Raw genomic sequence first — 23,096 nt, 5'->3', positions numbered from 1 at the left:
GGTCCGGCTGGCGCTCAAGGTGCTACTGGCGCTCAAGGTCCAGCGGGCGCTCAAGGTGCTACTGGCGCTCAAGGTCCGGCTGGCGCTCAAGGTGCTACTGGCGCTCAAGGTCCAGCGGGCGCTCAAGGTGCTACTGGCGCTCAAGGTCCGGCTGGCGCTCAAGGTGCTACTGGCGCTCAAGGTCCAGCGGGCGCTCAAGGTGCTACTGGCGCTCAAGGTCCAGCTGGCGCTCAAGGTGCTACTGGCGCTCAAGGTCCGGCTGGCGCTCAAGGTGCTACTGGCGCTCAAGGTGCTACTGGCGCAACAGGACCAGCAGGTACTCCGATTCCTATAACTACAGCTGTCTTAGGTAACACAAATGCACAAACAGTATCACCAGGAAGCAATATACAATTCAATGAAACATTCGAATTAACAAACCTCTCCTTTAACGGCTCTGATACTCTAACTGTTTTAGAAACTGGTGTATACGATATTAACTTCTCCGCATCTACAACATTCCCAGGCTCTTCACCATTTGGTTTCGGTCTTTCATTTAATGGCCAACCACCTAGTCGTAATTTTTCAACTAACGTTATCGGTAGTGCGGTTTCTTTCTCAACGATTATTACTTTAACAGCTGGTACAACAATCTCTGTACAACCTACAGCAAATACTATCTCTATTCCAAATACAGGTGAAACAACTGCAGTACTAACCGTCTTCCGAATTTACTAATTTTCGTCAAATAATCATATTTATAGTTATATGTTTAATTGATTGTCTATTAAATCTCTCTTTTAATAAAAAGGAGCACTTATTTGGGAGGATAAGTGCTCCTTCTTTACGTTTCTTTACCTCAAATTTACTCTATCTTAATCCTCATTTTGTATGATAAATAATGAAGTCAAAGATATGAAAGAGGGATGAAAAATGAGAGTTATGTCACTGATACGCATTTGGATTGCTCTTATGGTATGCATTATTTTATGTGTAGGATTTTTTTTAACTCTAAAATACTCCACTATTTCAAAAGCAGAGAGAAAAACAGTTCCATACAAACTTTTGTATACGAAACAAAACGACATCCCTTATTCCAATTCCACAAATAATGAAAAAAAAGTTATAAAAGGAATGCTTATTACGAAAGCTTCTAATTACGAAACTCTACTTCATATTGCTGAAACGATTAAAGATCAGTATACAAATAAAGGAATTGATGAAATCACGCTGTCTATCCATAATGAAAATAATGGTAGTTATGAAGAAGAATTACCTTACGAACCGATTAGTAAAGGAACAATAATCGTCACATACGATTCTCAATCCTTTGGCAGTACGAACATTACTCTTAATGAATAGTAGCATTTATCTCACTCATTATGAGCTCACTTTATTTTTCACACGAGAAAGAGGCGAATAATGAAATTCGCCTCTTTTTTTACCATAATGATGGAATCCACTCTTTTACTTTATCAAACCACTCTTGCTGTTCTTTTTTCCTTTGTTGCTCTTCTTCTTGCCTTTTCTTTTCTTCTTCTTTTCTTCGCTTTTCTTCTTCAATTGTTTGCAATTGTTTTTTATAGTCCGCCTCAGATATTAACGACAATTGGAACGCTTTTTGGGCTGGGTTTGCATTTGCTTTTTTCATGATATCCCGGAACATCGTCGTTGTAATTTGGCTACCACCCGGAACATAATGCTCGCTATCTGTTTTGTCATATCCTACCCAAATCGCACCTACTAAATCTGGTGTGTATCCTACAAACCACGAGTCCTTTGCCCCTACGCTCGGGCCATTTACAAGTTGAGTCGTCCCTGTCTTTCCTGCTGTATCAACATTATTAACTTTCGCTTTTCCACCTGTTCCCTTTTCTACAACACCTTTTAATAAATACGTCATCTTTTGAGCGATTTTCTCACTCGTCACTCGTGTCTCTTTCTTATACCATTTCCCTATTATTTCCCCTTCAGCATTTTGAACTTCTCTAATTGCATGAGCCTCTACTTGAACCCCATCATTAGCAAATGTACTATATGCTTGGGCCATTACAAATGGTGATGTCCCTACATGCATCCCACCTAAAGCAATTGGATACGTACGGTCTTCTGGTACTAATGGAATACCAAATCGCTCTAAAGATTTCAATCCTTTATCTAATCCTATTTGTTCTAATAGCCACACAGCAGAAACATTATACGATTTTGCTACCGCTTCATACATTGTCACATTACCATGAAAAGCCTGATCACTATTTTTAGGTTCATATTCTTTAATATGAAATGGTTCATCCTTTAATATATCGTATACCTCATACCCTTGTTCTAAAGCGGGTACATATACAGCTAGAGGCTTTAATGTTGAACCTGGCTGTCTTTTTAATTGCGTAGCATGATTAAATTGTAAAAACTGATATGGTCCTCTCCCCCCAACTAAAGCTGGAACACCGCCTGTTTTGGGATTTATAAGGACTACACCCGTTTGCATAAGTTGATCTGAGCCACTATCTTTGAAATAACTATCATTATTCACAACATCTTCTACAGCTTGTTGTTTTTTCGGATCCAGCTCAGTATAAATACGATAACCACCTGCTAAAATTTCATTTTGTGTTAATTCATACTTATCCATCGCTTCCCTAACTATATAATCTACATATTGGGAGTATTTACCTTTATATTTATCATCAACCCCACGTTTTAATACAAGTCCTGACTCTTTTTCTTTATTGTATTGCTCTTCAGAAATATATCCTTGTTCCTTCATTAAACTTAATACGACATTACGTCGTTCAATTGATTTATTAAAGTTTTTATAAGGCGAATACGCAGACGGCGCTTTAATTAAGCCCGCGATCGTTGCAGCTTCTGAAATTGATAAATCTTTTACCTCTTTATCAAAATAAGATTTAGCTGCCCTCTTTATCCCCCAAGCACCTTCCCCAAAATAAATTTGATTCATATACATTTCAATAATTTCATCTTTTGTATAAGTACGTTCTATTTTTTTCGTTAAAAAGTATTCCTTTATTTTACGAGAAAATGTACGATCTTGTGTCAGAAATACATTCTTCGCAAGCTGCTGTGTAATTGTACTTCCTCCTGCTACAACTTCTCCTGCTGTAATATTTTTAAAAACTGCACTTATAATTCCACTATAATAAATACCATGATGGTTAAAAAATTCCTTATCTTCTACTGCAACAATTGCCTGAACCATAATATCAGGAATATCTTTTCTTTTAACGCCTTCTGTTTTCGAAGAAGCTAATTTAGTTGCGACCTCATTATTTGCATCATAAATTAAAGTCGGTTGTGGAACAGCTTGTTTTAATTCAGATATGTCTTGAATGGAAATTATTATATTTACAGCAATAAATATAGTAACGAGTACACTTCCCAATACAATTAATGAATTACGAAGTTTCTTCCTCTTATTGAACCACTCAAGCATTTTTTTAAAATGAGTGTTCTTCAATTTCATTCGTTCACTTCCTTCATTTATTTACACTCTTCTTTTTAAAAGGAAGAATATACCGCCTTTTAAATTTATTATAATAACGTAGTCATTCCTATAGTGTAAAGCTTTTCTTTTACATTCATACTTTTTGCAAGAAAAGGACATTCTACAAGTAAGATATTCACTATTGGATATTAATATTATTAATAGAACAACGAGAGTTATGTTAAGTTTTTGTAAACTTTTCGATAAAATGTTTTAAAAAACGACAGTTTTTTGTTAGAATTGATTAGCCAATATATTTTACATATATTACTTTTGTGGGGGTAACAATAATGGTCTTTAAATCAAAAAAAGATAAATTTTCTGAAATGTTAATGAATGTTTCCGAAAATTTAAAAGAAGGCGCGCAATTTTTCGTGGAGTATAAAATTAAAAATGCTAGCGATTTAAAAGAGTTTTCTATGCGCATGAAAGAGTATGAGTCAAAAGGTGACTCATTTATTCACGAAATCATTATGGAGCTAAACAAAGCGTTTATTACTCCGATTGAACGTGAGGACATCCTACAACTTGCAATGAGTATGGATGATGTATTAGACGGATTAGATCACAGTGCTGGTCTGTTCGAAATGTATTCTATTACAGAAGCTGATGAATACATGATTAAATTCGTAGAAGCAATTAATCAATGTGCAATTGAAATTGCAAATTCTGTTGAACTACTGTCTAAAAAGAAGTTAGTCGACATTCGTACGAACGCAATCAAGATTAAGGATTACGAATCACAATGCGATGATATTCGTCGTCATGCGATTAAGCACTTATTCTCTCGTGAGAAAGATCCGATTAAGATTATTCAATTTAAAGAGATTTACGAAGAGCTTGAAGAAGTAGCTGATAGCTGTCAAAGCGTTGCAAACGTATTAGAAACAATTATTATGAAGAACGCGTAAGGAGTTTGATCATGGATACACTCTTGATACTGACCGTTTTAGTAGTCATTTGCGCTTTAGCTTTTGACTTTATCAATGGATTTCACGATACAGCAAACGCTATTGCAACGGCTGTTTCAACGAAAGCTCTAAAGCCTAGACATGCAATTATTATGGCAGCTATTATGAACTTTTTAGGTGCAATGACATTTACAGGTGTAGCAAAAACGATTACAAAAGATATCGTTGACCCATTTGCTTTACAAAATGGTTCTCTTGTAATTTTAGCTGCTTTACTTGCGGCGATAGCATGGAACTTAATTACTTGGTACTACGGTATCCCAAGTAGTTCTTCGCATGCAATTATTGGCTCAATCGCAGGTGCAGCCATTGCTGCTGCTGGTATTAGCTCATTAAACCTTAAAGGATTCATTAAAATTCTTGAAGCTTTAATCATTTCACCAATTATCGCTTTCGTTATTGGTTATATCGTATACAGTATTTTTAAAGTGGTCTTTAAAAACTTTAACTTAACGAAAACGAACAAAAACTTCCGTATATTCCAGATTTTCACTGCAGCATTACAAGCCTATACACACGGTACGAATGATGCACAAAAAGCAATGGGTATCATTACGATGGCTCTTATGGCTAATAACTATCATACTTCTAGCGATATTCCGTTCTGGGTACAATTATCTTGTGCTATCGCAATGGGGCTTGGTACTTCTGTCGGTGGATGGAAAATTATTAAAACTGTCGGTGGACAAATTATGAAAATTCGTCCTGTAAATGGTGTAGCTGCCGATTTATCATCATCACTTGTTATTTTCGGTGCAACATTCATTCACTTACCGGTTAGTACGACGCACGTTATCTCTTCTTCTATTTTAGGGGTTGGTGCTTCTCACCGTGTGAAAGGGGTAAAATGGGGAACTGCAAAACGTATGTTAATTACATGGGTTATTACACTTCCTATTTCAGCTTCTTTAGCTGCTCTATTTTACTACCTATTACATTTTGTTTTCTAATCAAAAGTCGTCTTCCTTATTTTTCTAGGAAGACGACTTTTTTGTGAACAAGCCTATTTCTCATTAAAAAGCGTGTATAATAATTGGTGGATAAGTTATTTAGAGGAGTTGGCAATTTTGGAATACATCATGTTACTTTTCATCGGACTAATCGCCGGGACAGTCGGCAGCCTAGTTGGGCTTGGAGGCGGAATTATTATTGTTCCGTTATTAATTGGATTACACAGTTTATCACCACAACTTGCAGTAGGGACTTCTATGGTAACAGTCGTTTTTACAGGGCTATCCTCCACCCTTACTTATATGAAGCATAAACGCGTAGATTATAAAAGTGGACTTATTTTATTTATCGGAAGCGGCCCTGGTGGTATTATCGGATCATGGGCAAATAAATTTTTAAACCAAGACACATTTTCTTTATACTTTGGGGTTTTCCTTATATTCGTCTCAATTCTACTTATGCTTCGAGACAAATTAAAACCTCTTTCCCTCTCAAATACGTCTGTAATTAAGCGTTCTTTTACAGATAATGATGGAAATACTGTACACTACCAATTCCCACCGTTTCTTGCTATCTTTATTGCCTTTATAGTTGGGTTTATATCTGGGTTATTTGGAATTGGTGGCGGTGCCTTACTTGTTCCAGCAATGATGCTTCTTTTTGCATTCCCAGCACATATTGCAGTAGCAACTTCAATGTTCATCGTATTTCTATCAGCAATTGTAAGTTCTGCAACTCACATCTCACTTGGAAATGTCAGCTGGATTTATGCATTAATCCTTATTCCTGGTGCATGGATCGGCGGAAAAATCGGGGCTTACATTAATACAAAACTAAGTGGTAACGCCGTAATTAATTTATTACGTATTACGTTAATTATTCTTGGAACTAGATTAATCATTATTTCCCTTTTATAACGTATTCTTTTTAGAATGCGTTTTTCTTATACACATGAATATAAAAATCCTCCGAGGAGAACAAATAAAATTAAACAAACACATAATAACATATAATTTGAAATATGTACTTTCTTCAAGTTGACCACTCCTATAACTGCGACTGTTATCTTTATGATAGCGAAAAATTAGTTCACTTGCAGTTACAGAGTGCTAACAATGCAAAATCAATTATTACAAATTTTATCCTTATATTTCATTTCTTTGTATATTCTATCGATTTAATAAAAAAAGATGTCATATTGACATCTTTTTTAGTGAAGAAGTGACCATCCCATAAAGTCTTCATGTACTTGGCACGCCCTCTTATCATTTCGATCATATAATTCAGCATAACTATCTGTTTCTTCATCATAAGCCATCGTATAAATAATTTGGCCGTCTACTTCAACGGATAAAACGACTCCACCTTTCATCTCTTCTACATGAATGATAGCATTCGCCGGAATTCTCATATCCGTCATTCTCATCGCATCTAACAATATACTAAACCCCCTACAGCGTATTCATTGCTAGTACTATTACACACTAAATAGTATACTACTGTAATAGCATACATTTCGTCAATGAAATTGCTGTTGAAATAGCATATTGTCTATATACATATACGCTAAAATAGAAGAAATAGAAACATATTAATGGGGGGCTAACATTGATTCTACACAAAGGAGATGTACTATTCCGTCAAGGCGAGGACGGTCCTTTATACTTTATAAAAACAGGCCTATTAAAAGTAGTTCGGCTAGAGGAAGACGGAACACCATTTTTATTCAACATTATCGTTCCAGGTGAAACGATACCTCATCATTCTTTGATTTCACCGAAAGAATATCACGGTACAGCTATCGCTTTAATAAAAACAGAAGTTGAACCGATCACTAGTAGTGAATGGTATGAGAGACTTCAAGCAAATCCCGAATCATATGCCAACATCGCTATGCAATTGCAATCTAAATTAAGAATGATGCAACAACGAATTGATCAATTGACAACCGTCTCTCCGAAAGAACGTCTTCATCGTTTACAAGAATGGTTCACATTATATTTAGGTGACATTCCTATATATGAAATATTAACACAAACTGAAATTGGTCAACTGATAGGCATACGCCGTGAAACAGTTAACCGTTTATTACGAGAACAAATAAAAAACGAGGTAAAATAAATACCTCGTTTTTTTGTTTATTCTCATTCGTCTTATTGTAAGCTTGTTGCTGGGCCGAAAAATTCATAATGAATATGCTCTTGTTTCACACCTAAATCAGTTAGTGCAGCATTTATATGCTTCATAAATGCTACTGGACCACAAAAATAAAATTCTGCTTCAGTTGTCGGAATAATAGTTTTTAACCATTCGCTTTCAACGAAACCTTCTTTATCAAAGTTCTTCATTTCTATATCTTTTTCAGTCGGTGCAGAATAACAAGTATATGCTTTAACTTGTTCATATTCATTTTCTACTGCCTTAACGTGTTCTTTCATTGCATGTGTATTACTATTTATTGCTGCATGAACAAAATATACATTACGTTTTGAATCTTGTTCAATTAACGTATTTAACATACTCATCATCGGTGTAATCCCTACTCCACCACTAATTAGTACAACTGGTAATGTTGAATCCATATTTAACACGAAATCTCCCGCTGGTGCACTTACTGGTAAAACATCTCCTTCTTTTACATGTTCATGTAAGTAATTAGACACTTTACCGTCTGGTGTATCTACACCTTTTTCTTTCTTTACACTAATACGATAATATTCTTTCCCAGGTGCATCGGATAAACTGTATTGACGATTATGTGTATATGTCTCACCTTCAATATTGATTTGAACCGTTACATATTGACCTGGGATGAATGAAGAAACTTTCCCTCCATCTTCAGGTTTCAAATAAAATGACGTAATAACATCGCTTTCCTTCACTTTTTTAACAATCACAAAGTTGCGGAAGTCTTTCCATCCACCTTCTTTATGTGCAGCTTCTTCATACATCTCTGCTTCAATGCTAATAAATGCATCAGCAATGACACCATATGCTTCTCCCCATGCATTTAAAACTTCATCAGGTGCACCTGCGACTTCTTTAATGGCACGTAGTAAACATGTACCTACAATCGGATAATGCTCAGCTTTAATACCTAAACTTCTATGCTTATGACCAATTTGTTTTACAACTGGAATAATTGCTTCTAAATTATCAATGTACGTTGCAGCTGCATAAACAGCATTCGCTAACGCTTGTTGTTGTCTTCCCTTTTTCTGATTCGTATGGTTAAAAATATTCAATAACTCCGGATGTTCTGAAAATAAAATTTGATAAAATCTCGTTGTAATTTCAACGCCTTTTTCTTGTAATAATGGTACTGTTGACTTTACGATTTCAATTGTTTTTGCACTTAACATTGTATCCCACTCCTCTATTTCCTTAACTGTTTTTAGTTTAACTGAATCTTATAATGCAGATTGTGATTTTAATCACTATTAACACGTTGTTTTTGTGAATAATATATGAACATTGCATTTACAAAAGAAAATAAGCTAACTAGAATTCTAGCTAGCTTATTATTTTGTTTGTATAGCTTGTTCAATTACCTTTCTATCTTTCCCATCACCAAACTCCGTATACCCCCAGATATTCGTTTCACCTCTATATTTATTTACGATAATATCCAAATCATGATATACACGGTGGGCATACACTACATACTCAATATTTTGAAGTTCCACACCTTTTTTTACAATTTCATAACTTCTATTTACATCGCGTTTTATTTTTTCATTCTTTATTTCCGTATGTATATTTTTTAAAGATGGTTCTTGTTGTTGAAACCATTGCTTAAATTGCTTCCAATCCCCGTCTGTATAATTCTCTGCTTTACCGTAATTTAAGAAATTATTATAGCTTTCATGTGTCATTCGAATAAAATCTAGCACTTTTGTCTCTTCTTGCACATCTTCTACTTGAGCTATTGTATTTACCTCAGCAGGCTTATTCGCATAATGTAACAGCACTTTCATAAGACTATAACTCGCAATGATCATTACGATAATAATCCCGAATACACTTAACAATTTCTTCATATACAGAACTCCTTCTCTACTAAAGATATTACAATGTATGACTATACTTGTAACATTCTCTCGTAGAAATATAATTCCTGTATTAATTCTTCCTATCATTTCGACAATATTTTTCTACACATTTCGTCTTGGCAAATGCTCCTGTAAAACAATATAACCTTCATAAGCTGTATAACCAAGTATAGCTATTAATCCGATATAACAAGCAAATACTGTCCATTTCGTTTTCGTATCCACTTTATAATAGTTTTCTTGTTGTTCCTTTTCTGTTTTCCATTCATTTAATTTTCTTTCTGACGCTTCAAATGCTTCTCTTATGTGAATAGTATACTCATCTATTTCATCTTCATATGGAACATAATCTAACGGTTCAAACTTCGGTAAAAGATACTCTAACACTTCCATTTTTTGAAGTTCACCTATTTGTAACTCTTTTTCCCGTTCACTTTGTCTTAATGCATTCATCTCATGATGCATCATGTATATAGTCCGATGTACAGCTCCAGTTTCTTTTAATTCCTCTTCAAGCCTAGCAACATATTCTTTCATTCCATCAATTTTATGCCCTAATTCCTTAATCGGCTCAGCTCTCTTTATCACTCTGTATAATTCCATACAACCGATAATAACAATAAATCCTCCCAAAATACTTTTAAAGTAAATTGAATAGCCAAGTAATAAAATAAGGCCTGCTCCCCAAATTTTAGTACTGACAACTGAAATAATTCGCCCACCATCTAGCGGCGAAACAGGAATTAAATTAAAGAAATTAATCATACTTCCAAGCAAAATAACAAGCGCCCAAAACGGCTCTTGCGTCATTATATAAAGTGGGATCGCTGGTAAAAATGAAAGAAGTCCGAAAAGCGGCCCCATATAGGCGATGTAAGCTTCATCTTTCGCATTTTTCGGCATCTCTTTCATTCCAATAAGGGCCCCCATAAACGGAATAAAGATTGCTGGCGATGTTGGGATCCCCTTTCTTTTCGCAGCCCATAAATGGCCCATTTCATGAACAAACAACAAATAAATGAGCGCCACTCCAAATTTCCAACCATATAGAACTGCGTATGCGCCAAGCGATAGAAACATACTAAATACCGTTGAAAACTTTGCTAATTTAAAAATTGCAAATACCCACTTTAACTTAGACAGTAAAAATAGACCTATCGCAACAATAATTCCCCATAATCCTTTTTTATTATTTTTCATATTCCTCTCCTTTATCTCTCATTAATGAATCATATTCATTCATCAAAGCTTGTTCTTTTCTCTATTATGACATATTTTTTTCTATTGTTAGAAATAATGTTTATTTAATCCATTTTTAGCCAAAAATATAAATAAAGGAGGTATATACGAATGAATTTACAATCTCTCATAATAAGTGTTTTATCATTTTTAGCTTCAACTCTTATTTTTTATACAGTGAGCTATGTATTATTATTAGATTGGTTGCCAAATCACTTACTTATCACTCTTATCATTCTTTCCGCTCTTATGATTTCATTTCTTATTACACGAAAATCAATGAATGAGCCATCTGCAAAAGCAAAATAATAGAGAGGGTGTTCTTCCCCCCTCTCTATTATCATTTCCTAGGAAAGGCTACATACAATTTCAATTCAGCTACAGCCAATAAGGATCTTATCTCAAAATTCAGTTGGAACAAAGAAGTTAAGCGGGAATCAACGCCGAATTGGCAAAGACTATTAATCAACGAAAAATGAGCATCCTCTGCCGATTAAAGTCTCACTTTATCTTTGAAAATTCATTTTTTCACCATACTCTTTAACGATTTGAATTATATTTTGAAACACGCCTATTTTTTCTTTTTCACTGTTTAATATTTTCAAATCATACTTTTCGTAATATGTTTCTAATGATTTTAATTGTGATTCTGAAGCACCTTTTATCGGAACAGTAGCATGCAATTCATATTGCTTATACCCTTCCTTTATTTTTTCACCTAAAATCATTTCACTCTCTTTTGCTCCAATTAATTTTTGAACTTTTTCTGGGAAAGTGAGTTGCAAATAATACTCTCGTTCCTTCACTAACTTGTTATATAGTGATTGTGAAATCGTATACCGTACCATATAATTCACGTTTTGATCGCCCGCTTTAATATGAAACGCAGTAATCTGCAAATCTTTTTTTGTTACTTCCGTTAAAGGACCTACCTGCATCTCATCTTCTTTTTGTTCTGAAACATTTGGAAATATAGCCAAAAGCTTTTCCGTATCTTTTTCATTCAACATATACATAGCTTTCTTATATTGCACCCATCCTCGTCTATCTTCTCCCCTTAACCATGCATAATAAGTTTCTTTTTTCCCATCTCTACTAATTTGTATTTCATATTCAGGTTCACCGAAGCTTCCGGTTATTTCTTGTTTCTCAGCTTTATCCAAAATGTCTATTACTAACTTCGCTTCTGATTCCTGCAACTTTTTCTCTTTATGTTTTTTTTGTATAACGGTTACCCCAATTGTTTCTTTCACTTCATTCACCGTCTCTTCTACTTTTTTTGTTTCTTTTTTTTGCTCAGCTTGACCACAAGCTGCTAGTAACATAACAAATAACAACAATACATATTTCCCTTTCAAATTAATCCTCCTTTTACGATAAGAAATTCTTATAATCTTCATACATAAAACAAAAACGTGACATCCTATTAAATAAGTTATACTAATCATTGAAAGGAGGTCTTTATCATGTCCATTAATTTTCATGATCCAAATAATAAATACACATACGCAACAAGAAACGCTCATATTTCTTGGGCTGAAATGGTAAAAAACATTACAGACATACAAAATAAGCAAATAATTGATATTGGCTGCGGTGGCGGGATTTATACGAAAGAACTTGCTCTTATGGGAGCAAAAAATGTTGTGGGACTTGATTTTTCAAAAGAAATATTACAAGCTGCAAAAGAAAATTGCGGCAACATTCCAAATATTTCTTTCATCCACGGTGATGCACATAATATCCCATACCCTAATGAAACATTCGACATAGTTATTTCTCGTGCAGTTATTCATCATTTACAAGACATTCCTACATTTTTATGTGAAGCTTCTCGTATATTAAATAAAAACGGTGTACTTATTTTACAAGATCGAACGATTGAAGATTGTACAGTTCCAGGAAGTCCCGAACACATTCGTGGATATTTTTTCTCTCTATTTCCAAAACTCATTGAAATAGAGTCAAAAAGACGTCCAAAAACCAACACGATACAGAAAGAATTACAAAAACATTCTCTTCACGTGCTTCCCACACAAACACAATGGGAAGTACGAAAAATACATGATTCTGTAGAAGCATTGCTACAAGATTTATCTCCTCGAACAGGTCGATCCATTCTATATGAGTTAACAGATGATGAACTTTCTCAACTTCTACAACATATACAGACCGCATTACAAAACGTCTCTCCTATTATTGAAAGAGATCGATGGACAATTTGGAGCGCCATGAAGTTGTAAGGAAGGAAGCCTCACAAAATAATGTGAGGCTTCCTTTCTTTCATAATCTAATTTTGCAACACTCTTGATATCCTCCACTTCTGGCCTGTGCACTTCCACACTTCGGACATACTAAATATCTAGACTGATTTGTCAACAAACTACCTTTTTGAAAGAGTAAAACTTCTGCTTGTTTAAACGAACGCGAATAATATAACCACATAAAACCAATTATAGCAATAATGCCAAATAATACTCCCATCGCAAGCATTTCAGTCACCTCTTTTGGTTTGTTCTTTCCAGCAAGTGGATTGTTGTAATATTCTCTGTAAATTCAAATAATCCCTTCTTTACTCCTATAAATATCAACTTTCTCTATAAATTTTACAATTCTCCACAAATTTTTACTCCCATTTTACAATTCATTATTCCTTTTGCAACAACGAATATTACTTTCGATATTTCCGTATATAAATATATCTTTCAAAAAACATATTGACTTTCTAAAAAAAACATGCAACAATACTGTCAGAATACTTGAATAAAAATTCATTGACGAGAACGAGTACGTTATAGAACTGTTCCCCAGAGAGTTGGCGATTTGCTGAAAGCCAACGTTCAGTGCGTAACCGAAAATCATCTCCGAGAAGTAGAACCGAATGTTACAGTAAGTTCTTACCGGCCGTCCCCCGTTACAAGGAACACGTATCATGTTGTACGTTGCAAAGCCGTATACATATAGATTTATTTCTACATGTGTAAATTAGGGTGGTATCGCGGGTAAATATAACTCGTCCCTTTCTTTAGGGACGAGTTTTTTGTGTTCTTACAAATGAATTTAAAAAAGGAGGAAAAACAATGAACACTGTATCAAAAAAACATATTTTTTTCACGGGTCTTATGCTATTTTCTTTATTTTTTGGGGCAGGTAATTTAATTTTCCCTCCCATGCTTGGACAAAACGCAGGTGAAAATTTTTGGCCAGCAATGATTGGATTTTTACTAACAGGAGTTGGCTTACCACTACTAACTGTTATCGCAATTTCTCTATCAGGAAATGGGATGCAGCAACTTGCAAGTCATGTCCATCCATTATTCGGAATTTTCTTTACAGTAGTTGTATACATTGCCATCGGTCCATCCATGGGCATCCCACGTGTTGCAAATGTTGCTTATGAAATGGGTGTTAGTTCTTTCTTACCAGAAACAATCCGCTCTAGCAGCCTAGTGCTATTTGTATATACAATCATATTCTTTACTTTCGTATTTTGGCTGAGCTTAAATCCATCTAAACTTGTCGATCGTATTGGAAATATATTAACACCTATTTTATTAATCTCAATTTTCTTATTGTTTGTTAAAAGTGTCTTTACACCACTTGGGCAATCAGGACCAGCTATGCAAGAGTATCAAACTTCTCCAATCTTCAAAGGCTTTATGGAAGGGTACTTAACAATGGACACCATTTCAGCACTTGCATTTGGAATTATCGTTGTAAATGCAATTCGCTCTAAAGGTGTAAATGATCGTAAGTCCATTGCCATCGCCACAGCAAAAGCAGGGCTTATTGCCGCTACAGGACTCGTACTTGTATATGGTGCACTCGGCTGGCTGGGGGCAACTAGTGTCTCTCTCGGATATGCAAAAAATGGTGGACAGCTACTTACTGTTATCGTACAACAATTATTCGGTCCGTATGGTTTGCTCCTATTATCTCTTATCGTTACACTCGCTTGTTTAACGACATGCGTTGGACTCGTATCTGCGTGCAGCCAATATTTTTCAACATTATTGACTACATTTTCATACAAAACATTCGCGAGTATCATTTGCGCATTAGGATTATTAGTTGCCAACTTAGGTTTAACGAAAATTATCGCAATCTCTGTTCCAATTCTACTTGTTGTGTATCCAATTGCGATTGTACTCGTACTACTATCGTTACTTCATAAATACTTCGGTGGATATCGCTCTGTTTATGTATGTGCTTTAATCGGATCAGCTGTAGTGAGCGTATTTGATGGATTAAAACAAGGTGGTATTTCAGTTTCATTCATCACACCATATTTTGAATTTATCCCTTTATATAATGAAGGAATCGGTTGGCTAATACCAGCATTAGCAGGAGCTCTTCTTGGCCTTACAATCGCTAAGTTAAGCGGTACGAAAAAAGTTCCATTACTAATCGAATCTAACGAAGTAAAAGCCTCCTAAAAAAACTCCCAAAAGGGAGTTTTTTTACATTTGATAAGCAGTATGATTAAAACTGCTTATTTTATAAGCTTTCGTATAATATTCAATATTTGTATCAACTGTTTCTACCTTGACAACATCATAGCGCTCTTCTTGCTTTACTAAAAATAAATAGTATTCCTCTGTTGCCTCAATAATCGCAATTTTATCTGTTTCAACATTATATTGTTCACAAAGTGCTTGTAATGCGTTCACATACTCCCCTAATTTTTTAGACTTATCCATTCCGAATATAGTTTGAACTAACATATACATTCTCCCCTTTATATGTACTGTTAACACCTTAATGATAACGCTTACATTATTTATCGTCAATAAAAACATTCGATGGTTTTAACGCCAAATCTATATTGTAGCGAGCCAATAATCAGCGAGGAATTCCCCGCCAATTAAAGCTTCACTTTATCACTTCGTTAATTGATGCCTAAATGCATAAATAACTGCCTGAGTACGATCACTTACATTCAATTTATTTAATATGTTACTCACATGTGTCTTTACCGTTTTCAGTGCAATAAATAACTCGTCCGCAATCTCTTGATTACTTTTTCCCTCTGCAATTAATAACAAAATCTCAAACTCTCTTTCCGTTAAGTCATCATGCAAAGGTTGCTCTTTCTTTTGACGCATACGGGACATCATTTTCCCGGTAACTTTCGGCTCTAATACTGTTTCTCCACCATAAGTAGCTCGTACAGCATCGGCAATATCACTTGCTCTTGATGTTTTTAATAAGTAACTGGTCGCACCAGCCTCAATAACAGGGTACAATTTTTCGTCATCTAAAAAACTTGTTACAACTACAATTTTTGCTTCTGGCCATTCTTGAATAATAGCACGTGTTGCTTCGACGCCATCCATCTCATCCATAACAAGGTCCATTAAAATAATATCCGGTCTTAATTGCAATGCTAATTCTGATCCTTTTCGTCCATTCTCAGCTTCCCCTACTACTTCAATATCTGGCTGTGTAGATAAATATGCCGATACACCCATACGAACCATTTCATGATCATCGACAAGCAATACTTTTATCATACTTCTCCCCCTCTCTCAATCATAATCGGTACTTTTACTTCTATTTGTGTACCTTTGGCCGGGAAACTAAGCACCTTGAGTGTCCCACCAATTTCATGAACACGCTCTTGCATCGATCTTAGGCCATATGAACCTGCCTTATTAACGCCTACTTCAAACCCAACGCCGTCATCAATAATTTTTAAAATCGCATATTGATCAATTTTTCGAAGGCGCACTTCTGTTTTCTTTGCCTTCGCGTGTCGCAACGTGTTTGATAACGCTTCTTGCACAATACGGAATAAATGATCTTCTACACCTTTTTTTAATTCTATTGGCTCAATAAGCCATTCAATTTTCATATGTTGTTTTCGCGATAATTCCGTTAATAATTCCTCTATACCTTCTGTCAGTTTCTTACCTTCCAATTGTACAGGACGTAAATGAAGGAGCAATGCTCTCATTTCTGATTGAGCATTTACAACCATATTTTCAACAAGTTGTAATTGTTTTTTTGTCACATCTGGAAATTCAGTTATTTGTTCATTAATCGCTGACATCATCATCGACATTGCGAAAAGCTGCTGACTTACTGAATCATGCAACTCCCTTGCTAAACGATGCCTTTCTTGAGAAATCGCTTCTTGTCTCATCTCTTCATTCCAATGAGCTCGTTCATTCGTTACTTTTTGAAAGAGTCCAGCTTGCTCCTCTAATCGACGAGCCAAAACGATTACTTTTCGTTCCACTTCATGAAATTCATCATCTGCAGTAAACGAAACATCGCTCGGAAAATTCCCTCGCTCTACTTCAAATAGAAACGTATTTAATCCTTGTATACGCTGCTCTATATAGTAACCGATTGCATATCCTACAATTCCCCCGATAAGTAAACTTGTAGTCATAATAAACAAGCCAATTGGAACAGAAGCGATGGATTCCTTCCATAATAAATCATACACTTGTTGCTCGCTTTTCCATACATATACAATTGTACAAATGAGTGCGATACTAACTGAAGACAACATAGAATAACGAATATACATCCACGAAATATTTTTTTGTTTCTTCATTATACTTTCCTCACTTCCGTGTCGCCTACGACAAGCGAAGAAATAATTTTAATACGACGAGGAGCCTCTTTATACTGCTCTGTTCTAAATGTAACATTGCGGTTAAACCCTGTCTCTTCATGACCTGGCAAGAGCACACGTCCGACAATAACAGAATGATTTAAAGAAAGTTCAATATCATATGGCACATATAAACGAATATTACCAACGACACCCCGAATAACAATTACCGTTTCCCCTTCTGGAATCATAGCAGTAGTTAAATCTATTTCCACATCACAAGCACCGTATTGAACATTAATATCCTCAAGTTCATAAATATGATCCATCATTCGTACATTGCCTACAAACATATTTTTCAAATATGGTTCTGTACGATATATTTGCTTCTCTTCGTCTATAATCCCTTTTTCTTTAATTTCAACCTTCATCGCTTTTTGCTGATGCCCTTGTTGAATCAATTGATAACCAATTAAAGCTAAACAAGCAAATACGACAAGAACAAATGCTGCTGATGAAAATAAGAAGAATAAAAATACGATACCACCAACAAATAAAAATACATTTCCCCGTACATAACGATTCTTTTTACGATAATGCCTTCCAAACATAAGCATAATAAATGCAAAAATGAGACCACCTGGTTCAAAATGTCCAAGTATCATATCAAGAAAAAGACCGAATCCAAATATGATGAGGAGCATCCCCATTAATTGTGTCTTTGAAAAATGTTTCTTCATTTCAGCTCCCCCCTTCTTGTCACATATACATAGAAGAAAAGGCATTGCTTTCCAACACCTTTTCTCCTATCACTATATCATAAGCCTGTTTTATAATATACTACTATTATTTTGTTAACTCTTTCGTTAACGATACATCATTCTTTTCTTTCATTTCACGCTCAAGTTTTGCAATTTTCATATCAAATGTGTCACGCTCATGTTCTTCATTCATACGAGTTTCTAAGTCACGAATGTGATCTTCAATTTCTTCAAATCGTAAGAACGGATTATTTTCATCCATTTTATGCATCGCAGTATTCATACGACGATTTGCATGTGCCATATTTTCACGTGCCATTAGTTCCATACGCTTTGCGTGCATTTCTTTTAATTTATTTTTCATTTCAGAAAGACGACGCTCTAACTCATCAATTTGCTCTACAACACCTGCATACATTTCTTCTAATCGAGTTACTTGCCCTTCATAATAAGCTACCTCTTCTAACGCACGCTCGTGCAATTGTAATTCGCCTGCTTCTTGAGCAATGATAGCTTGCTTTGATCTTTTGTTAACGAAATAACGTGCTTGCTCAAGCTCACGAGCAAAGTTAGATTTTAATGTTTTATGACGTTCAATTAACTTCTCAATTTTTGTTATTTCACGCTCACTATCACGTAAATATTGGTTTAACATCGCAATTGGATTTTTTCTTTCCTTCTCATCTAACACGTTATGAAAATCAGCTAAAATTGCATCGCGTACACGTCCGAATAAAGATTGTTTCATTATAAATCTTCCTCTCTTCTACTTTATTTATAATTTGATTTATTGTTTTAGTTTTTCATTAATTTGTTCCACTCATCTTCAAAGTTGCTATATGGTTTAGAACTTTCTGGAGCAGATTCAACAACTACATCTTTTTCTTTTTTCCACTCACGGTATCCGTAGTATAAAACCACTAAAGCAGCGATACCGATTAATGCTGGTGAATGAGAAAGCGCAATGGATAAACCGATTAAACCAACAATACCCCAAGCTAACTTTCCAAAAAATGACTTAGCTCGCACAAATGATTTATAGCTCCAATATACAACTCCTGCTCCGATTGCGAATCCTACAATACCAGCAAGACTACCAAGAGCAATTAAAGCCAAAATACCGGCTGCGATAAACGCTAGAAATTGTTTCATCTTGTGCTTGCCTCCCTTCGATTTGATACTCTTATCTTAACTATTTTTTCATCTTTCCATAACGAGCTTAAGAACCGTTTTTAACTCAGACTTAAGACCGAGTCATATTCAGCCCTTTACGCAAAAAAACGTGCAGAGTTTATTCTCTGCACGTTTTTTTAATTACTAACATTCATATTAAATTAAGCTGTTTTATGATACTCTTTTTTCTCAGCTACTTTCGAAAATCTTGGAAATCCAATTAAAATAGAAACAATCCCACATACTCCAACTAAGATTGGATAAAATGCATATGGCAACAATTCAACCGGAGATAACGCTGCAAATCCTGCTGCCGTTAACATTTGGGCACCGTACGGAATTAATCCTTGTACACAACATGAGAAAAGATCTAATACACTCGCTGATTTACGAGGGTCTATTTCATATTGATCTGCAATATTTTTTGCAAGCGGGCCTGTAAAGATAATCGAAATCGTATTATTCGCTGTACACATATTCGTCATACTTACTAAACCAGCAATACCAAATTCTGCACCTTTTTTCGAACGAATATTACGTGTTAATACATTCATTAAATATTGAATACCACCATTATATTGGATTAATTCAACCATACCGCCAATTAATATAGCAAGTAATACTAACTCCATCATACCGCCCATTCCAGTCGTTACACTTTTAAAGAAACTTTCTAACGTGTAACTTCCATCTATAAGACCGATAACACCAGATAATACAGTTCCACCAGTTAATACAATAAGTACATTCCAGCCAAGTAGCGCTGTAATAAGTACTCCTGCGTACGGTAAAATCTTTATCCAATCAAAGCTATGTGCTTTAATTTGCGTGTCACTTCCTGAAGTAACTATTACTAATAATACAATTGTAATAATAGCCGCTGGTAACACAATTAAAAAATTCGTTTTAAACTTATCTTTCATTTCTGTTCCTTGTGAACGAACAGCTGCGATTGTTGTATCTGAAATAAATGATAAATTATCACCAAACATCGCTCCCCCAACAACAGTAGCCATTGCAAGCGCAATTGAGATATCAGTTTGACCACTAATACCTACAGCAATCGGCGCTAATGCTGCAATTGTTCCCATTGAAGTTCCCATTGCTAATGAAATAAATGCACCAATAACAAAGATTCCAGCTACGATAAATCCTGGCGGTAAAATAGTTAACGCTAAATTAACAGTTGAGTCTACTCCGCCCATTCCTTTAGCCGTTTCAGAAAATGCACCTGCAAGCACAAAAATTAATACCATAATCATAATATCCGGATTTCCTGCACCTTTAGCGAACCGCTCGACTTTCACATTAAAACTTTCTTTACGATTCATCACTAAAGCGACTCCTACAGCAATTGAAATTGCTACAAGTATCGGCAATTTATAGAAATCACCTGTAATAATTCCAGAACCAATAAATAGCGCCAAAAATATCCCAAGTGGTAATAAAGCTAAAGCATTTCCTCTCGTTTCTTTCAAAGTACCATCTCTCCCTAGTTTCAACCTTTTTCTAATGAATAACAAAAGACCTCTTCCGATGAGAAGAGGTCTTATACATCTATAAGAAACGCTCTTCTCATCTTTCAAGCACATGCTTGCTGGATTTGGCACAGCACTCTGAAATCGAGTCCGCTGCCGAGGCATCGTAGGGCCAGTCCCTCCGCCTCTCTTTATAAGAAGGTTTCATATTTATTTTTTAATAATAATTTCTTCCCTAACTTTACTCGCTTACAAAACAAAAGTCAATTATTTTTTGTATAGATTTTTTTGGTAATTATACAAAAATTTGAATACAATAATCATTTTAGCTTTTCGATTTCTTCTTCCAATATTGAAATCCAATAAAATTCACTATTTTTTATTGCTGCTAATATCCATTTCGTAGTGTACCAAGCTAACTCATACTCTTCCTTCGTGACATCGCCACTTTTATAAGCATCCTCTAGCTCCTCTTCATCTAATACATACACCTTACCGCTAGGTAATAATACTACATCTAAATATAAATCATCAAAATACGGTAAACCACGATCGTCTATTTCATATTCTTTCGTCACATCAATATAATATTGCACTAAATTGTGCCTATCATCTAACATAGCTGTAATCGCAAAGTTCTTTCCATTAATGAAATATTGAACCCACGTATACCCATCACTTGCAATACAAATTTCTTTACCATCATATTCTTTACAACTAGGCTCTCTCACCTTTTTTATATCCAGTATTCCGAGCATTCCCTCTTCCACTTGCTTAAGCCTATAACTCTTTTCTATTAGTCTTTTCCACGAAGAACCGTCACCATATTTACGTTTCATTATGTATACTCCTCTTCTATATACAGAAAAGCTCCCACATATTATGTGAGAGCTTGTTCATATTATAATTAAGCAGCTTGACCCTTTTCAGAAATCTCTTTTAAATAAGCTTGTCCTTTTTCAGCGTCATATTGACCTTCCCACTTAGACATAACTACAGCTGCTAAAGAGTTTCCTACAACGTTAACTGCTGTACGAGCCATATCTAAAATACGGTCAATACCAGCAATGAACGCTAAACCTTCAGGTGGAATACCTACTGTACCAAGTGTCGCTAATAATACAACGAATGATACGCCCGGTACACCTGCGATACCTTTTGATGTAACCATTAATACAAGTAATAATGTAATTTGTTGTGTAATAGATAAATCAATACCGTACATTTGCGCCAAGAAAATAGCCGCAATTGCTTGATATAAAGTTGATCCATCTAAGTTAAATGAATAACCTGTCGGAATAACGAAAGATGTAATTGCTTTCGGACAACCGAATTTCTCCATTTTCTCCATGATTTTTGGTAAAACTGTTTCTGAGCTTGCTGTAGAATACGCTAAGATCAGCTCGTCTTTTAAAATCTTAAAGAATTGGAAAATGTTAATTCCAAATATTTTCGCTGTAAGTCCTAAGACAACTACGACGAAGAAGATCATTGCCCCATATACGACAATTAGCAATTTCCCTAATGGAATTAATGAAGCAAGACCAAATGTAGAAACTGTAACACCAATTAGTGCAAACACACCAAATGGTGCAAATTTCATAACTTGGTTTGTTACATAAAACATTGCGTCAGCTACACCTTGGAAAAATTGAAGAACTGGTCTTCCTCTTTCACCAATTGCTGCTACACCTAAACCAAATAGTACAGAGAAGAAGATAATAGCAAGCATATCTCCGTCAGCCAATGACTTCATAATGTTTGTTGGAACAATATTTACAAACGTATCTGCAAATGAATGACTTTGTACTTGCTCTGTCGTATGTGTATATTTCGAAATATCTGTCTTTGTTAACTGCTCCATATTTACGCCTTTTCCTGGTTGGAAAATATTCGCTATTAATAGACCAACAATAATTGCAATTGTTGTAATAATTTCAAAGTAAATAATTGTTTTTCCGCCTAGTCGACCTAGTTTTTTAACATCGCCAACACCAGCAACCCCAACAACAATACTTGCTACAACAATCGGTACAACGATCATTTTAATTAATCGGATGAAAATATCACCAATTGGTTGTAAGTACTTCACAACAGCTGGATTATCAAAGAAAATCGCCCCAACCGCAATACCAAGCGCAAGCCCTATTAATATTTGCCATGCAAGTCCTATTCTTTTCATATTTGTTGTAACCCCCTCTTCGATGTGTCACTCTATCTCTCATTCTATCTCTATAAAACTAAGAAATTAAGAGTATTACATATTATTCGACAATTCACTACATTTTGTCCCTGTTAAAAATCATAAATCAAAATTTAAAATCTGACAACAAAATAACTTTGCCCGAATGCAAATAATTTTCTTGACAAAAAATAAACCCATGTTAGAAAACCTAACATGAGAACGATTCCTTACTAGTGT

The 23,096-nt window shown here is 35.2% G+C and carries 25 protein-coding genes, 1 riboswitch and 1 other annotated feature; of the genes, 9 read left to right on the top strand and 16 right to left on the bottom strand.

The genetic code is table 11. The features are described from left to right. Together MRP26_RS11885 and MRP26_RS11880 are read left to right on the top strand one after the other, a co-directional pair. Nucleotides 1-717 (top strand): Gly-Xaa-Xaa repeat protein (locus MRP26_RS11885; RefSeq protein ID WP_242806167.1); only part of this gene is annotated, 717 nt, incomplete at its 5' end. Between the two features lie 195 nt (nt 718-912). Further along, a complete protein-coding gene (locus MRP26_RS11880) occupies nt 913-1,341 on the top strand; it encodes a hypothetical protein (RefSeq protein WP_064531936.1) in 429 nt (142 codons plus the stop codon). A gap of 79 nt (nt 1,342-1,420) precedes the next feature. Here the strand turns inward: MRP26_RS11880 and MRP26_RS11875 are convergent, their stop codons facing one another. Continuing rightward, nucleotides 1,421-3,463 (bottom strand): transglycosylase domain-containing protein, encoded by a 2,043-nt coding sequence (locus MRP26_RS11875; RefSeq protein ID WP_064531934.1) that lies wholly within the window; start codon nt 3,461-3,463, stop codon nt 1,421-1,423. A gap of 311 nt (nt 3,464-3,774) precedes the next feature. Here MRP26_RS11875 and MRP26_RS11870 point away from each other — a divergent pair, with 311 nt between their 5' ends. The 3 genes from MRP26_RS11870 (at nt 3,775) to MRP26_RS11860 (ending at nt 6,323) form a co-directional block, all read left to right on the top strand. Then, nucleotides 3,775-4,395 (top strand): DUF47 domain-containing protein, encoded by a 621-nt coding sequence (locus tag MRP26_RS11870; RefSeq protein WP_000231445.1) that lies wholly within the window; start codon nt 3,775-3,777, stop codon nt 4,393-4,395. 11 nt (nt 4,396-4,406) lie between these two features. Continuing rightward, a complete protein-coding gene (locus MRP26_RS11865; RefSeq protein WP_000380276.1) occupies nt 4,407-5,405 on the top strand; it encodes an inorganic phosphate transporter in 999 nt (332 codons plus the stop codon). Between the two features lie 117 nt (nt 5,406-5,522). Beyond that, entirely contained in the window at nt 5,523-6,323 is an 801-nt protein-coding gene (locus MRP26_RS11860) for a sulfite exporter TauE/SafE family protein (protein ID WP_053564902.1), read from the top strand. A gap of 293 nt (nt 6,324-6,616) precedes the next feature. On the opposite strand, the gene MRP26_RS11855 is transcribed toward MRP26_RS11860, so the two are convergent. Beyond that, complete coding sequence (locus MRP26_RS11855) at nt 6,617-6,844, bottom strand: hypothetical protein (RefSeq protein ID WP_000883009.1); 228 nt, start codon at nt 6,842-6,844, stop codon at nt 6,617-6,619. Nucleotides 6,845-7,014: 170 nt separating this feature from the next. Here MRP26_RS11855 and MRP26_RS11850 point away from each other — a divergent pair, with 170 nt between their 5' ends. After that, a complete protein-coding gene (locus MRP26_RS11850; protein ID WP_000600585.1) occupies nt 7,015-7,527 on the top strand; it encodes a Crp/Fnr family transcriptional regulator in 513 nt (170 codons plus the stop codon). A gap of 32 nt (nt 7,528-7,559) precedes the next feature. Here the strand turns inward: MRP26_RS11850 and hmpA are convergent, their stop codons facing one another. From hmpA to MRP26_RS11835, 3 genes are all read right to left on the bottom strand, one after another. Continuing rightward, nucleotides 7,560-8,768 carry an NO-inducible flavohemoprotein gene (gene hmpA, locus MRP26_RS11845; RefSeq protein ID WP_069355305.1) on the bottom strand — a complete coding sequence of 403 codons (1,209 nt, stop codon included), beginning with the start codon at nt 8,766-8,768 and terminating at the stop codon, nt 7,560-7,562. A 159-nt stretch (nt 8,769-8,927) separates the two neighbouring features. Continuing rightward, nucleotides 8,928-9,446, bottom strand: coding sequence for a hypothetical protein (locus MRP26_RS11840; RefSeq protein WP_053564903.1), 519 nt, complete (start codon nt 9,444-9,446; stop codon nt 8,928-8,930). A 114-nt stretch (nt 9,447-9,560) separates the two neighbouring features. Then, nucleotides 9,561-10,658 carry a site-2 protease family protein gene (locus MRP26_RS11835; RefSeq protein WP_197242170.1) on the bottom strand — a complete coding sequence of 366 codons (1,098 nt, stop codon included), beginning with the start codon at nt 10,656-10,658 and terminating at the stop codon, nt 9,561-9,563. 150 nt (nt 10,659-10,808) lie between these two features. On the opposite strand from MRP26_RS11835, the gene MRP26_RS11830 reads away from it, so the two are divergent. Then, nucleotides 10,809-11,006, top strand: coding sequence for a hypothetical protein (locus MRP26_RS11830; RefSeq protein WP_001053359.1), 198 nt, complete (start codon nt 10,809-10,811; stop codon nt 11,004-11,006). Nucleotides 11,007-11,203: 197 nt separating this feature from the next. Here the strand turns inward: MRP26_RS11830 and MRP26_RS11825 are convergent, their stop codons facing one another. Continuing rightward, nucleotides 11,204-12,055, bottom strand: coding sequence for a YhfM domain-containing protein (locus MRP26_RS11825; RefSeq protein ID WP_064531929.1), 852 nt, complete (start codon nt 12,053-12,055; stop codon nt 11,204-11,206). Between the two features lie 108 nt (nt 12,056-12,163). On the opposite strand from MRP26_RS11825, the gene MRP26_RS11820 reads away from it, so the two are divergent. Continuing rightward, on the top strand, nt 12,164-12,940 hold the full coding sequence (locus MRP26_RS11820) for a class I SAM-dependent methyltransferase (RefSeq protein WP_069355304.1): 777 nt from the start codon (nt 12,164-12,166) through the stop codon (nt 12,938-12,940). A gap of 40 nt (nt 12,941-12,980) precedes the next feature. Here MRP26_RS11820 and MRP26_RS11815 read toward each other — a convergent pair whose 3' ends face one another. Further along, complete coding sequence (locus MRP26_RS11815) at nt 12,981-13,190, bottom strand: hypothetical protein (protein WP_000880630.1); 210 nt, start codon at nt 13,188-13,190, stop codon at nt 12,981-12,983. A gap of 272 nt (nt 13,191-13,462) precedes the next feature. Continuing rightward, nucleotides 13,463-13,721: a binding site (T-box leader), on the top strand. Nucleotides 13,722-13,777: 56 nt separating this feature from the next. Here MRP26_RS11815 and brnQ3 point away from each other — a divergent pair. Further along, a complete protein-coding gene (gene brnQ3 / locus MRP26_RS11810; protein WP_053564907.1) occupies nt 13,778-15,133 on the top strand; it encodes a branched-chain amino acid transport system II carrier protein BrnQ3 in 1,356 nt (451 codons plus the stop codon). 24 nt (nt 15,134-15,157) lie between these two features. Here brnQ3 and MRP26_RS11805 read toward each other — a convergent pair whose 3' ends face one another. The 9 genes from MRP26_RS11805 to gltP form a co-directional block, all read right to left on the bottom strand. After that, a complete protein-coding gene (locus MRP26_RS11805; RefSeq protein WP_072939635.1) occupies nt 15,158-15,496 on the bottom strand; it encodes a DUF3922 domain-containing protein in 339 nt (112 codons plus the stop codon). 81 nt (nt 15,497-15,577) lie between these two features. Then, complete coding sequence (locus MRP26_RS11800) at nt 15,578-16,210, bottom strand: response regulator (protein WP_197242169.1); 633 nt, start codon at nt 16,208-16,210, stop codon at nt 15,578-15,580. After that, nucleotides 16,207-17,262 (bottom strand): sensor histidine kinase, encoded by a 1,056-nt coding sequence (locus MRP26_RS11795; protein WP_000744326.1) that lies wholly within the window; start codon nt 17,260-17,262, stop codon nt 16,207-16,209. The genes MRP26_RS11800 and MRP26_RS11795 overlap by 4 nt, the downstream gene beginning before the upstream one ends. Beyond that, a complete protein-coding gene (gene liaF, locus MRP26_RS11790; RefSeq protein WP_000716094.1) occupies nt 17,262-18,002 on the bottom strand; it encodes a cell wall-active antibiotics response protein LiaF in 741 nt (246 codons plus the stop codon). The genes MRP26_RS11795 and liaF overlap by 1 nt, the downstream gene beginning before the upstream one ends. Nucleotides 18,003-18,108: 106 nt before the next feature. Next, on the bottom strand, nt 18,109-18,771 hold the full coding sequence (locus MRP26_RS11785; RefSeq protein WP_000814127.1) for a PspA/IM30 family protein: 663 nt from the start codon (nt 18,769-18,771) through the stop codon (nt 18,109-18,111). Between the two features lie 47 nt (nt 18,772-18,818). Next, on the bottom strand, nt 18,819-19,175 hold the full coding sequence (locus tag MRP26_RS11780; protein ID WP_000808640.1) for a lmo0954 family membrane protein: 357 nt from the start codon (nt 19,173-19,175) through the stop codon (nt 18,819-18,821). A gap of 182 nt (nt 19,176-19,357) precedes the next feature. Then, nucleotides 19,358-20,674 carry a Na+/H+ antiporter NhaC family protein gene (locus MRP26_RS11775; RefSeq protein ID WP_064531925.1) on the bottom strand — a complete coding sequence of 439 codons (1,317 nt, stop codon included), beginning with the start codon at nt 20,672-20,674 and terminating at the stop codon, nt 19,358-19,360. A gap of 94 nt (nt 20,675-20,768) precedes the next feature. Next, nucleotides 20,769-20,874: riboswitch (SAM riboswitch) on the bottom strand. A 120-nt stretch (nt 20,875-20,994) separates the two neighbouring features. Further along, the gene (locus tag MRP26_RS11770) at nt 20,995-21,513 is read right to left on the bottom strand and encodes a ribonuclease FAU-1 family protein (RefSeq protein ID WP_000824654.1); all 519 of its coding nucleotides are present in this window, start codon (nt 21,511-21,513) and stop codon (nt 20,995-20,997) included. A 68-nt stretch (nt 21,514-21,581) separates the two neighbouring features. Further along, entirely contained in the window at nt 21,582-22,856 is a 1,275-nt protein-coding gene (gltP, locus tag MRP26_RS11765) for a glutamate/aspartate:proton symporter GltP (protein ID WP_000821126.1), read from the bottom strand. Between the last annotated feature and the right edge of the window lie 240 nt (nt 22,857-23,096).

The organism is Bacillus sp. CCB-MMP212 (assembly GCF_022748145.1).
Taxonomy (GTDB): domain Bacteria; phylum Bacillota; class Bacilli; order Bacillales; family Bacillaceae_G; genus Bacillus_A; species Bacillus_A cereus.
The sequence above is the reverse complement of the archived record's forward strand: the minus strand, read 5'-3'. Positions and strand labels throughout refer to the sequence as shown.

What these genes read in the sequence shown, in the direction of transcription:
- MRP26_RS11880 (WP_064531936.1), top strand. Translation starts at nt 913, where the DNA reads ATGAGAGTTATGTCACTGATACGCATTTGGATTGCTCTTATGGTATGC.
- liaF (WP_000716094.1), bottom strand. Translation starts at nt 18,002, where the DNA reads ATGAAGAAACATTTTTCAAAGACACAATTAATGGGGATGCTCCTCATC.
- hmpA (WP_069355305.1), bottom strand. Translation starts at nt 8,768, where the DNA reads ATGTTAAGTGCAAAAACAATTGAAATCGTAAAGTCAACAGTACCATTA.
- MRP26_RS11835 (WP_197242170.1), bottom strand. Translation starts at nt 10,658, where the DNA reads ATGAAAAATAATAAAAAAGGATTATGGGGAATTATTGTTGCGATAGGT.
- MRP26_RS11840 (WP_053564903.1), bottom strand. Translation starts at nt 9,446, where the DNA reads ATGAAGAAATTGTTAAGTGTATTCGGGATTATTATCGTAATGATCATT.
- MRP26_RS11865 (WP_000380276.1), top strand. Translation starts at nt 4,407, where the DNA reads ATGGATACACTCTTGATACTGACCGTTTTAGTAGTCATTTGCGCTTTA.
- gltP (WP_000821126.1), bottom strand. Translation starts at nt 22,856, where the DNA reads ATGAAAAGAATAGGACTTGCATGGCAAATATTAATAGGGCTTGCGCTT.
- MRP26_RS11805 (WP_072939635.1), bottom strand. Translation starts at nt 15,496, where the DNA reads ATGTTTTTATTGACGATAAATAATGTAAGCGTTATCATTAAGGTGTTA.
- MRP26_RS11780 (WP_000808640.1), bottom strand. Translation starts at nt 19,175, where the DNA reads ATGAAACAATTTCTAGCGTTTATCGCAGCCGGTATTTTGGCTTTAATT.
- MRP26_RS11800 (WP_197242169.1), bottom strand. Translation starts at nt 16,210, where the DNA reads ATGATAAAAGTATTGCTTGTCGATGATCATGAAATGGTTCGTATGGGT.
- MRP26_RS11870 (WP_000231445.1), top strand. Translation starts at nt 3,775, where the DNA reads ATGGTCTTTAAATCAAAAAAAGATAAATTTTCTGAAATGTTAATGAAT.
- MRP26_RS11830 (WP_001053359.1), top strand. Translation starts at nt 10,809, where the DNA reads ATGAATTTACAATCTCTCATAATAAGTGTTTTATCATTTTTAGCTTCA.
- brnQ3 (WP_053564907.1), top strand. Translation starts at nt 13,778, where the DNA reads ATGAACACTGTATCAAAAAAACATATTTTTTTCACGGGTCTTATGCTA.
- MRP26_RS11795 (WP_000744326.1), bottom strand. Translation starts at nt 17,262, where the DNA reads ATGAAGAAACAAAAAAATATTTCGTGGATGTATATTCGTTATTCTATG.
- MRP26_RS11820 (WP_069355304.1), top strand. Translation starts at nt 12,164, where the DNA reads ATGTCCATTAATTTTCATGATCCAAATAATAAATACACATACGCAACA.
- MRP26_RS11815 (WP_000880630.1), bottom strand. Translation starts at nt 13,190, where the DNA reads ATGCTTGCGATGGGAGTATTATTTGGCATTATTGCTATAATTGGTTTT.
- MRP26_RS11785 (WP_000814127.1), bottom strand. Translation starts at nt 18,771, where the DNA reads ATGAAACAATCTTTATTCGGACGTGTACGCGATGCAATTTTAGCTGAT.
- MRP26_RS11770 (WP_000824654.1), bottom strand. Translation starts at nt 21,513, where the DNA reads ATGAAACGTAAATATGGTGACGGTTCTTCGTGGAAAAGACTAATAGAA.
- MRP26_RS11875 (WP_064531934.1), bottom strand. Translation starts at nt 3,463, where the DNA reads ATGAAATTGAAGAACACTCATTTTAAAAAAATGCTTGAGTGGTTCAAT.